Here is an 11,863-nt window from a genome sequence, read left to right as displayed (position 1 = left end):
TAGATAGTTGTTTGCAAACTCGCGGCCAGTGATCGGAGTTGCTCGGAAGGGGTAGCTCCCGTATCAGCGCAGGCGCTGATGGAATGGGGGGAAGGCGAGATATCGGTGGTAAGGTTCGGCCATTAAATGGGCGACGCGATGCAGGTCATGCGCGTCGCCAGTTACTTTGGGTCAGTTGTTGTTGATCTGCTTGATGGTGAGTTCGCGCAGTAGCTCCCTCTCTTCCTGATCCTTGTCATCTTGCAGGCCTTGCTGCAAGTTCAACTCGTCCTGAAGCGAGTGGTCCTTGCTGGCCAGCTCGAGCACCCGCAGACGGAAACGTGCGTCTATTTCGGCGAAGCGGTCGGCACACTCGGCTCGCAGACGCGTGGTCCAGTCCGTATTTGCCAGCATGTAGTCGACCAGTGCGTCGCTCAGTTCACTTTTCCGGACCTTTTCCAGCACACTGGATAGCTCATCGTGCGCCAGGTTCGCAGCACCTCGAAAACGCATGCTGTCGGCAATCGGCAGGTCCAGTTCCCCGGCCAGTTCCCGGCGGTAGGCCAGGCGTACCGAAACCCGGTCACCCGAGCCGGTCCGTTGGTTTGCCAGCAGCTCCAGCTGTTCGATCCGGAAAAGCTGCAACAGGCGACGACGCAATGCTTGCAGGGAATCGCCGGCGTCGACCAACAGGCGTTGGCTCATCAGGTACAGTTCAATATTGTTGAACTCCTGCAGCGCTCCGTCATGGCAGGTCTGCGAGCCGGTTATCGGGTCTGGCAATGCCGCTGCGGCGATGCTCTCCATGATCAGGCGCTCGGTTTCGTTGCTTGCAGCCACCACCAGCATCAAGCGCACCCGTTCGCAGAAGGTGGCTCGCGTATTTGGGTCAACGTATGGGGCGGCATTGTGCAAGCGGCCCGTCAGACGCAATAGGTCACTGCCTTCGAGCTGCTCCCAGCAGTCCTGCAATGCGGCATTCTGCGCCTCGCTACCCAGCATCCAGTGTTCCAGCCTGGGCGTATCATCTCCCAGCAGTGGGAAGTGAGGATGGTCGAGAGATCCTTCGCTTGAAGAATCGGCGAACATCAGGTCGTCGGGGATATCCAGGGCAAAGGAATAGCTGTGCTGACTGTCCGAGAAGGTGCGTACCCGCAGGATGGTTTCAAGAGGCAGCGGGTTGTCGAACAACGCGATCGACGAGATCGGCATGGGATTGTTCAGGTTCGACAGGATGTGCTCGGGCAACTGGGTGATGTTGTTCGAGCTCAGGTCCAGAAGTTCCAGTGGCAGCAAGCTGTCACACCAGCTGGGCCAGGCTTGCAGGTTCATGTTGGTCAATGCGAGTGACTGCAGGTTGTTGGCCAATGATGCGGGTACCCGGTCGATGTTGCCTACACGGTTGCCCGACAGGTCCAGCGAGGTCAGGTTTCGCAGCCCTGCGAAAATGTCCATCATGGCCTGGTCGACCTCCAGCCCCATGTTGCGAAACTCCAGGTAGGTAAGTCGGGGAAGGCGAACCAGGGCAGATGCCAGCGAGGGCATGGCGGCCTGGTGTTCATCGATGGTCAACCGGCTGATGTTGGGGAACCGGCTGAGTAGTTCATCGAGCTGCGAGGCGCTGCCCCGCAACCGCGTCAGGCTTAGTGCACGCACCCGGGCGCCGAAGAATGCTGGAAGTCGCCTGGGGAAATGCTCGATGGCCACATCCTCGAGTTGCAGGCGCAGGTATGACTGGCCCTGCTCCTGTTGTTCCCAGAATTGACCGATCGCCGACGCGATGCGTTGCCTGTCCGCCAGCGCGGCCTGGGTCAATGGGTTGCTCGAGCTGGATGCCTGGGCCCAGCCATCGATCGCATCGCGCATCTGCCGTCGCTCATCGCGAATGCGTGTGAGCTGTTCGGAAAGTGCTGCTGGCTGGTCAGTGGTGATACCCGAGGTGTCGATGCGGTCATTCAGCAACAAGCGCTGCAGGTGGGTTTCATTGATGCTGTTGCCTTCCAGCGAGATCACCGGTGGGGTGGTCAGCATGTCTGCTTCATGAAGCAGGAACGAGGGCAACGACCTGAGATTGTTGTGGCGCAATGACAGATGGGCAATGCGCGCCAGGGCGTCGCTGCCAATCCCGATCGGCCATTGGGCCAGTTGCATCTGGTCCAGGCCCAGGTAATCCAGGGTCAATTCATGGAAGCTTGGCCTGTTACTCTGCGCCAGCCGGTTACCACTCAGGTCGAGGTGTCTCAATTGGCGAAGCCCTGACAGCAGGTTCAGGTCGCTTTCGGAGAGCGTCATGTTCTGGTTGGTGAGCACCAGTCGTTGCAACCCTGGCAGGCACTCGGTGATGGTGGGCACGCTGAACAGGAAGGGCGAGGGCGTTGCCCTGGGGTCAAACGAACGGCTGATTTCCAGCGACTCGATCTGTGGCATCTGCCTGAGCAGGCGTTGCAGCAGGCGCTCGTTCTGCGCCCAACCCGCCAAGGACCCAGACGGCAGGTCGATCAGGCTCAGGCTGCGCACGCGTGAATTGAAAAAGGCGGGCAAGGTGAGCGGCACGTCGGCAAGGGGGACGCGGGCAATACGCAGTTCGGTGGTGGGCCCGCTGCTCTCGTCCAGAGCAGTGTCGTACCAATGTTGCATGATCGAGTCACGCAGGCTGTCGTAGTCGTGTGCTGCCTGGTCGGTTGCCGGCGAAATGGCTTCGCTCCAATCGTCAAGGCTGCTTTGCAGCTCCTGGCGCTGCTCCAGCAGTGTCTGCAAATGTTCGAGTATCTGCAGTTGCGTACGGCCGCGGCTGGCAAGTGCCAGCAGAATCTGATCCGCTGAGCGGCCGGTACGTGCGGCGAGCCCTGTGGCTTCGATAGCTTCCAGCAGGCGCTGGCGGGTGATGCCATGGGTGGCCGGGCCGCCGCCACTGAGCGGGTAGCCCAGGCGGCCATCGGCCAGGCGCATGGGAGAACGGTAGCCAGGACGTACGGGCTGCATGCCCAGTAGCATCCTCAGGGCCGGGCGGGGCGGCAACGGGCTCTCCTGTACAAGGCGCTGCAGCGCTTGCTGATCGGTGACGTCCATGCTTGCCATGGCCGCTGGTAGTGCCTCGTACAATGCAGCGAAAAGGCTTGGATGCACCTTGACCACCGCACTGGGCAGACTCTGGTCGTGGACGATGTACCCTGCTTGGGCATGGGTGATGGTCTTGACTGGGTAGGTGTCAGGCGTGCCTATGGCATGAGCCTGGGTCGGCCAGAACATGCGCTGGAGCAGCCGGAGCCTGGTCTGCGCAGGCCAGCCTGGCAAGCGTTCTAGCATATGCATGATCAACAGGTCGCTATCCCAGTTCGGCACGCTGGACAGGTACAGCCCTTCGCGGGCGCGGGCAAGGCGAATTTGTTGCTGGTAGATGCGCACTTCCTCGGCAAGGCGTATTGGTACCTTGCCGTTGTCGAGCATCTTCAGTTCGTTGGCACTGGCCTCGCGCGCCAGCTCATCGGCGACTGCTGGCGGCAATTTCGGATACGCTCTCTGGATCGCCTCGGCGCCCGGTGCCAGGTTGCGCGAAAGGCCGGCGTAGGCCCTGTAAAACTCAGCTGGCCGAGTGCTCTCGTCTGCTAGCTGGCGGATTGTTTCGTCCAGCTTGAAGCGTTGCAGGGTGTCTTCCAGCAAGGCGGGCAGCCGCCGGCTTTCGGCCAAGGTTCGGCGCAGCTCGTCTTCGTGTACGCCACTGATGGTGACAATCTGCTGCAGCGTCGGCTCATCGAAGTGCGCACTCAAGTGGCCGATGCGGCGCAGGAGTGTCATGCCCGACCAGCTCAGTGGCTTATCCGTAACGTGCAACCATGCTCCGGCACCGTTGTGCCGCATTGGCGGCTGGTAACGGCGAGGACTTGCAGGGTGTTGCAAACGATATTCACCTGTCGTTGGCGCTTGGCTGACGATGTACTGATTGCCCTGCAGTACCAGCCAGCGTTTCCCTTGGTGATGCCGTAGGCCCAGTTCGTCCGGTACCAGGTCATGGGGCAGCATTTCGGAGCTCTGGTAGGGCGTCAGGTCGGGTTTCCACAACCGTATCTGACCATCGGCTGTTTCCACGCTTTCCAGTTCTTCGATGAATGAAGGCGTTTCTACAGGAATACGGGCTATCTCTGGCTCCGCGCCCGCTCGCTCTTCTGTCTCCGGCCCTTCCGGCGCCGTGCCGCTTTCGCTGCCCCGTGAGCCCCCCAATGCCCTGGCTGCTGCGGCGAGGGCGGCCATGACGGCCACGTTTTCGATCACATCGACCAGATAGCCATAGGCAGTGTCACGCTCGTCGTTTTTCCAGGCGTCGATCCCTTCATACACCTCATGGGCCAGCTGGGCCAGGCAAACGGCAAGCATTGCCTCGCCAAGCCCTGGCACGAAGAAGCCGGCGATGTTCAAGGCCGTAAGCACGCGGCCGGCAACCAATTCCCGGTGGGCTTGCGTTGTGCGCCGGTCGACGATTTCGGTCGGAGTGGCGTGGAACAGCACATCCTTCTCATGACGCTGGGCCTTCTGGAAAGCCATCACGCCTTGGAAGGCGTGGCTGAAAGGCCTCATGACCGGGTACAGGGTGGCATGCGGGTCCATTACACGTTCATGCAAGCCGCGGGCACTCCAGGCGAGGGGCATGAGCCGGTCTTTCAGGCGGGTGGTTATAGACGCCTTGTCGCGGTCGGCGAGGTGCCTGTCCAGATAGCCGATATCGGTCTGTAGCCTGTCGCGCAATTCGTCGTGCACGGCTTGCTGGCTGGCGAACTCCTTGAGGGGCGTCGTGCTGTCTTCAGGAATGTACAGCGCCACGGCCTGATGCCCTTCAGTTTGCAGGGTAATGAGCACAACGCCGGTCAGCTCGGCTTCCCACAGGTCGAGCAAGCTGAACGTCACCGGCGAAGAGGGCGATGGCACCTGGTCAAGTGGTGTTGCAAGAGCGGCGCAATAGAGTGCTTCGCTGATATCACCCTTGAGGCGGGCGAAATGCAGGGATTGCCGGAATGCCGAGACCTCGGCACGCCCCAGGGTTTCATAAACGGCCAGTGCAGCTTCATCGGCGCCGAGTGAAAGCGTGGCCGCCGGGTAATAGATGGCATGTACCTGTTCATGGTACTTGCCGCCGATATCCAGCGTGCGACACAAGTCGGCGAAATCTTCGGCGGCGATATCCAGTGTATTGATGATCGGCACGGTGCCCATGAAGCGGCGGTGATCGACGATGACCGACCGCTTGAGCAGGGAGGCGGGCGCGTCCATGCCATGTTCGGCGGTGGCGTCACGGTCGAAGTTGTGCAAGGCGCACTGCAGCAGCGAGCGTGTAGCCCGGTCGACGGCCTGGCGGCTGTCGACGGCGTTGGTCGTTTCGATCAGGCGGGCATCGACGAGGTAAGTGTTGCGCACATCCAGGTCAAGCCTGAATCGCTGCTTTATGGCTTCGGTGAGTGCCTTGGTGGCGTAAGTTTCCAGGGTGGGAAGCTGTTCGAAAAGCTTGTGCACCTGTACCTGGTGCTCGCGGTGGCGTGCGTGTTCTACCTGCCATGCCTTGGCGACTTCCGGTTGTTGCTGGAGGGCCATCGCCAGCCAAGCAGGGGGCTGATGCCAGTTGCGCATCGCACGGTGGGTTTCTGGTGGAGCGTGCTTGAGCCAGGTGGGGATTCTGCGCTCGATGGTGGCGTAATGAGCACTAGGCACGGCAGTGACTGCAGTTGGCATGGCGAGGCCCTTGCTTGATTTGGGGCGAGGGACTATCGCGGGCCTGCCTGAGTTGCTGGAGGTAGATATATGTGCCCCTTGCCGTGCGGTGGCATAAGCGCGGGCAGTGCTCAAAGCGCAATTCAGGTTTATGATGGCCCACGGCCGAATAATCCTCACACGGAGTGCGCAATGCAGACCCTGTACCCGCAGATCAAACCCTACGCCCGGCACGATCTGGCCGTGGAAGCGCCGCATGTGCTGTATGTCGACGAAAGCGGCTCGCCAGAAGGTCTGCCGGTGGTGTTCATCCACGGCGGCCCGGGCGCCGGTTGCGACGCCCAGAGCCGCTGCTACTTCGACCCGACCCTGTACCGCATAATCACTTTCGACCAGCGCGGCTGTGGCCGTTCCACGCCGCACGCAAGCCTGGAGAACAACACCACCTGGCACCTGGTCGAGGACCTCGAGCGCATCCGCGAGCACCTTGGCATCGACAAGTGGGTGCTGTTCGGCGGTTCGTGGGGCTCCACGCTGGCCCTGGCCTACGCCCAGACCCACCCCGAGCGGGTGCATGGCCTGATCCTGCGCGGCATCTTCCTGTGCAGGCCTCAGGAGATCCAGTGGTTCTACCAGGAAGGCGCCAGCCGGCTGTTCCCCGATTACTGGCAGGACTACATTGCGCCAATCCCGCCAGAGGAGCGTGGTGACCTGGTCACGGCATTCCACAAGCGCCTTACCGGCAACGACCAGATCGCCCAGATGCACGCGGCCAAGGCCTGGTCCACCTGGGAAGGCCGTACCGCCACCCTTCGCCCCAACCCGCTGGTGGTCGACCGTTTCTCCGAGCCGCAGCGCGCGCTGTCGATCGCCCGTATCGAATGCCACTATTTCATGAACAATGCCTTCCTCGAGCCGGACCAGCTGATCCGCGATCTGCCAAAGATCGCCCACCTGCCGGCGGTGATCGTGCATGGCCGCTATGATGTGATCTGCCCGCTGGACAACGCTTGGGCGTTGCACCAGGCCTGGCCGAACAGCGAGCTGAAGGTGATCCGTGACGCTGGCCACGCCGCTTCCGAGCCGGGCATCACCGATGCCCTGGTGCGTGCCGCCGACCAGATGGCCCGGCGCCTGCTCGACCTGCCCCTGGAAGAAGCATGAGGGGCCTATTGCAGCGTGTGCGTGGCGCACGGGTGGAGGTGGCGGGGGAGGTAGTGGGTGCAATCGACCAGGGGTTACTGGTACTGGTGGCCGTCGAGCCTGAAGATTCCCGTGAGCAGGCCGACAAACTGTTGCACAAGCTGTTGAACTACCGGGTGTTCAGCGACGAGCAGGGCAAGATGAACCTGTCGCTCAAGGATGTCGGGGGAGGTTTGTTGCTGGTGTCGCAGTTCACCCTGGCGGCGGACACCCGCAACGGCATGCGCCCGAGCTTTTCGACAGCAGCGCCACCGGCCCTCGGCGCCGAGTTGTTCGACTATCTTTTGCAGCAGGCGAAGGCCCGGCACGCCAATGTGGCAAGCGGCCGTTTCGGGGCAGACATGCAGGTGCACCTGGTCAATGATGGCCCCGTAACATTTATGTTACAAATGTGAGTATAAAAAACCCCTTGTTCACAGGAAAACAAGGGGTTTTGTACGATAAATAGTTGTTCCAGCCTGATGCGTTGTCACGCGACCTGCTGGATAATCGCGCGCTGCATGGACCTGCGTTCGCAGGTTCGTTTCACTCTGACTCGAGTACTGTCTGGATCCGTTTGGGGAATCATTACGCCCTCACGGGGTCCGAACAGTGCTCGCCAACCCGGCATTTGTCGCTGGCCGTTGGTTTCATGATCTGTTTTCGGCGAGGGTTGCTCGTGATTGTTAGTCCCCAAAAAGCATCAAGAATCCCCGGTACCGGGCTGCGCAAGGCCCTGATGGCCAGTGTGGCAGTGGTCGGCCTGATGAGCGCGGGCCAGCTGTGGGCATTCAATCTTGACGATGTTGCAGCCAAGGCAAAGGATCTGGCCGGCCAGAAGTACGAAGCACCGAAAAGCAACCTGCCGGCCGTATTCCGCGACATGAAGTTCGCGGACTACCAGAAGATTCATTTCCTGCAGGAAAAGGCCGAGTGGGCCAAGGACAAGACCCCATTCAAGCTGTCGTTCTATCACCAGGGCATGCACTTCGACACCCCGGTGAAGATCAACCAGGTCACCGCCACCAAGGTCGAGGAAATCAAGTACGACCCGAGCCGTTTCGAGTTCGGTGACGTGCCACACGACCCGGAAACCACCAAGAACCTCGGTTACGCCGGCTTCCGTGTGTTGTACCCGATCAACAAGGCCGACAAGCAGGACGAGATCATGACCTTGCTTGGCGCCAGCTACTTCCGCGTGGTCGGCAAGGGCCACGTGTACGGCCTGTCGGCCCGTGGCCTGGCCATCGACACCGCACTGCCGTCGGGCGAGGAATTCCCGCGCTTCACCGAGTTCTGGGTCGAGAAGCCCAAGCCGGCCGACAAGCACCTGGTCATCTACGCCTTGCTGGACTCGCCACGCTCCACCGGTGCCTACAAGCTGATCCTGCGCCCAGGCAACGACACCGTGGTCGACGTGCAGTCCCGCGTCTTCCTGCGTGACCATGTCAGCCGCCTGGGCATTGCCCCGCTGACCAGCATGTACCTGTTCGGCCCCAACCAGCCGTCCAAGGTCCTCAACTACCGCCCGGCCCTGCACGACTCCGAAGGCCTGTCGATCCATGCCGGCAACGGCGAGTGGCTGTGGCGCCCGCTGAACAACCCGAAACACCTGGCCGTGAGCAACTTCAGTGTCGAGAACCCGCGTGGTTTCGGCCTGATGCAGCGCCAGCGTGCCTTCAGCGACTATGAAGACCTCGACGACAACTACCAGAAGCGCCCGAGCGCCTGGATCGAGCCGAAGGGTGACTGGGGCAAGGGCACCGTCGACCTGGTCGAAATCCCGACTGCCGACGAGACCAACGACAACATCGTGGCCTTCTGGAGCCCGGAAAAGCTGCCTGAGCCAGGCAAGCCATTCGAGTACGCCTACCGCCTGCACTGGACCATCGACGAGCCGAAGTTCCAGGCTCCAGAGCTGGGCTGGGTCAAGCAGACCCTGCGTTCCACCGGCGACGTCAAGCAGTCCAACCTGATCCGCCAGCCAGACGGCAGCGTGGCCTTCCTGGTCGACTTCGCCGGCCCGACGCTGGCCGCCCTGCCGGAAGATACCGCCGTGCGCAGCCAGATCAGCGTGGGCGACAATGCCGAGGTGGTCGAGAACAACCTGCGCTATAACCCTGAGACCAAGGGCTGGCGCCTGACCCTTCGTTTGAAGGTCAAGGAAGCCAACAAATCGACCGAAATGCGTGCCGCGCTGGTGCGTGACGTGCCGGTCGAAGCCGCCAAGCCTGCCAAGGACGCCAACCAGGACAAGGCTGCAGCCAAGCAAGCCAAGGCCGAGAAAGCCGCCAAGGCCGAACAACCTGCCGCCGATGCGGCGCCCACCAACGGGACCCCGGCCACCACCGAGAAGGTGCTGACCGAGACCTGGAGCTATCAGTTGCCTGCCGATGAGTAACTCAAGCGCAAGGCCGGAATCGCTTCGCGAGTACCTGGCCCACCTACCACTGAGCGACGAGCAGCGTGCGGAACTCGCCAGCTGCACGTCCTTCAGTGAGCTGCACCAACGCCTGGCGGCCAACCCGGCCGCTAGCTCTGCCGAGGCCGTGCAGGCCTCGGTGGGCCCGCGCCTGACCGTAGGCAGCGCCGCCGAGCTGGAAGACGCCGAAATGCTTGGCGTCGACGGCAGTGGCCGCCTGTGCCTGAAGATCGCACCGCCGATCAAGCGCACCAAGGTCGTGCCCGAGCCATGGCGCACCAACGTGCTGATTCGCATGTGGCGGCGCATGACCGGTCGCACCAACGCCCCGCAGCCGCCCAAGCGCGAGCTGCCGCCAGCCCGCTGGCGCACGGTCGGCTCGATCCGCCGTTACATCCTGCTGGCGCTGATGATCGGCCAGACCATCGTTGCCGGCTGGTACATGAAGGGCATCCTGCCGTACCAAGGCTGGTCGTTCGTGGACTTTGACGAAGTCGTCAACCAGCCGCTGTGGGACACCGTGGTACAGGTTTGGCCGTATGCCTTGCAGACGTCCATCCTGGTTCTCTTCGGCATCCTGTTCTGCTGGGTATCGGCGGGCTTCTGGACCGCGCTGATGGGCTTCCTCGAGCTGCTCACCGGGCGTGACAAGTACAAGATATCGGGTAGCAGTGCAGGCAACGAGCCGATCGCGCCCGAGGCGCGTACCGCGTTGGTGATGCCGATCTGCAACGAAGACGTGCCACGTGTGTTCGCCGGCCTGCGCGCAACGTTCGAATCGGTGGCCGCCAGCGGCAACCTCGACCGATTCGACTTCTTCGTGCTCAGCGACACCAACGACACCGACATCGCCGTGGCCGAACAACAGGCCTGGCTGGACGTGTGCCGCGAAACCAAAGGCTTCGGCCGCATCTTCTACCGCCGCCGTCGGCGCCGGGTGAAGCGCAAGAGCGGCAACCTCGACGACTTCTGCCGTCGTTGGGGCGGCGAATACAAATACATGGTCGTACTCGACGCCGACAGCGTCATGAGCGGCGAGTGCCTGAGCAGCCTGGTGCGCCTGATGGAGGCCAACCCGGACGCCGGCATCATCCAGACCGGGCCGAAGGCTTCGGGCATGGATACCTTGTATGCGCGCCTGCAGCAGTTCGCCACCCGCGTGTATGGCCCGCTGTTCACCGCCGGCCTGCACTTCTGGCAGCTGGGCGAGTCGCACTACTGGGGCCACAACGCGATCATCCGCATGAAGCCGTTCATCGAGCACTGCGCCCTGGCGCCGTTGCCGGGCAAGGGTGCGTTCGCTGGTGCAATCCTCTCCCACGACTTCGTCGAAGCTGCGCTGATGCGCCGTGCCGGCTGGGGCGTGTGGATTGCCTACGACCTGCCGGGCAGCTACGAAGAACTGCCGCCGAACCTGCTCGACGAGCTCAAGCGCGACCGCCGCTGGTGCCACGGCAACCTGATGAACTTCCGCCTGTTCCTGGTCAAGGGCATGCACCCGGTGCACCGTGCGGTGTTCCTCACCGGGGTGATGTCGTACCTGTCGGCACCGCTGTGGTTCCTGTTCCTGGTGCTGTCGACCGCGCTGCTGGCGACCAACACGCTGATGGAGCCGCAGTACTTCATCGAGCCGTACCAGCTCTACCCGCTGTGGCCGCAGTGGCATCCGGAGAAGGCCGTGGCGCTGTTCTCCACCACCATCGTGCTGCTGTTCCTGCCCAAGCTGCTCAGCGTCATCCTGATCTGGGCCAAGGGCGCGACCGAGTTTGGCGGGCGCATCAAGGTCACCCTGTCGATGCTGATGGAGATGCTTTTCTCCATGCTGCTGGCACCGGTGCGCATGATCTTCCACACTCGCTTCGTGCTGGCCGCGTTCCTCGGCTGGGCCGCGACCTGGAACTCGCCGCAGCGTGACGACGACTCCACTCCGTGGAGCGAAGCGGTGCGCCGCCACGGCCCGCAGACCCTGTTGGGCATTGCCTGGGCGGCGCTGGTGGCCTGGCTGAACCCAAGCTTCCTGTGGTGGCTGGCGCCAATCGTTGGTTCGCTGGTGCTGTCGATTCCGGTTTCGGTGATCTCCAGCCGCACCCGCCTGGGCCTGGCGGCCAAGGACGAGAAGCTGTTCCTCATCCCCGAGGAATACGCCACTCCGCAGGAGCTGCTGGCCACCGACCAGTACACCCACGAAAACCGCTGGCATGCCCTGCATGACGGCTTCGTGCGGGCTGTGGTCGACCCGCGGCAGAACGCCCTGGCATGCGCCATGGCCACTGCCCGTCATGGTCAGGCGGCGCCTATCGAGGCATTGCGCGTCGAGCGCGTGGCCAAGGCGATGGAGGTCGGGCCGCAAGGGCTGGACCTCAATACCCGCCTGGCCCTGCTCAGCGACCCGGTGGCGCTGACCCGCCTGCACGAGCAGGTCTGGGCCGAGCACAATGCGGCGTGGATCAACGTGTGGCGTGCATCGATCAAGAACGACCCGCATTCGCCGCTGTTGCCGCTGCATCCGGAGAATGAAGGCCAACCGGCACTCGTCGGCGCCTGATCGGGCCTATTCGCGGGCACGCCCGCTCCCACAGGGTA

The 11,863-nt window shown here is 62.5% G+C and carries 5 protein-coding genes; 4 read left to right on the top strand and 1 reads right to left on the bottom strand.

Annotated elements, in window-relative coordinates; translation table 11 throughout:
• Positions 1–171: 171 nt before the first annotated feature.
• Positions 172–5,697 (bottom strand): dermonecrotic toxin domain-containing protein, encoded by a 5,526-nt coding sequence (locus tag IRZ77_RS07710; protein WP_230386307.1) that lies wholly within the window; start codon positions 5,695–5,697, stop codon positions 172–174.
• Between the two features lie 171 nt (positions 5,698–5,868).
• On the opposite strand from IRZ77_RS07710, the gene pip reads away from it, so the two are divergent.
• From pip to mdoH, 4 genes are all read left to right on the top strand, one after another.
• A complete protein-coding gene (pip, locus tag IRZ77_RS07705) occupies positions 5,869–6,840 on the top strand; it encodes a prolyl aminopeptidase (RefSeq protein WP_013974556.1) in 972 nt (323 codons plus the stop codon).
• Complete coding sequence (dtd, locus tag IRZ77_RS07700) at positions 6,837–7,274, top strand: D-aminoacyl-tRNA deacylase (protein WP_108480213.1); 438 nt, start codon at positions 6,837–6,839, stop codon at positions 7,272–7,274. Before pip ends, dtd begins: the two co-directional genes overlap by 4 nt.
• Before the next feature lie 263 nt (positions 7,275–7,537).
• Positions 7,538–9,259 (top strand): glucan biosynthesis protein G, encoded by a 1,722-nt coding sequence (locus IRZ77_RS07695; protein WP_219928545.1) that lies wholly within the window; start codon positions 7,538–7,540, stop codon positions 9,257–9,259.
• Positions 9,252–11,825 (top strand): glucans biosynthesis glucosyltransferase MdoH, encoded by a 2,574-nt coding sequence (gene mdoH / locus IRZ77_RS07690; protein ID WP_025340923.1) that lies wholly within the window; start codon positions 9,252–9,254, stop codon positions 11,823–11,825. The genes IRZ77_RS07695 and mdoH overlap by 8 nt, the downstream gene beginning before the upstream one ends.
• The last annotated feature ends 38 nt before the right edge of the window (positions 11,826–11,863 follow it).

The organism is Pseudomonas pudica, from assembly GCF_015680405.1.
Taxonomy (GTDB): Bacteria; Pseudomonadota; Gammaproteobacteria; order Pseudomonadales; family Pseudomonadaceae; genus Aquipseudomonas; species Aquipseudomonas pudica.
The sequence above is the reverse complement of the archived record's forward strand: the minus strand, read 5'-3'. Positions and strand labels throughout refer to the sequence as shown.

Coding starts and splice junctions, on each gene's coding strand:
- IRZ77_RS07710 (WP_230386307.1), bottom strand. CDS start 5,697: ATGCCAACTGCAGTCACTGCCGTGCCTAGTGCTCATTACGCCACCATC.
- pip (WP_013974556.1), top strand. CDS start 5,869: ATGCAGACCCTGTACCCGCAGATCAAACCCTACGCCCGGCACGATCTG.
- dtd (WP_108480213.1), top strand. CDS start 6,837: ATGAGGGGCCTATTGCAGCGTGTGCGTGGCGCACGGGTGGAGGTGGCG.
- mdoH (WP_025340923.1), top strand. CDS start 9,252: ATGAGTAACTCAAGCGCAAGGCCGGAATCGCTTCGCGAGTACCTGGCC.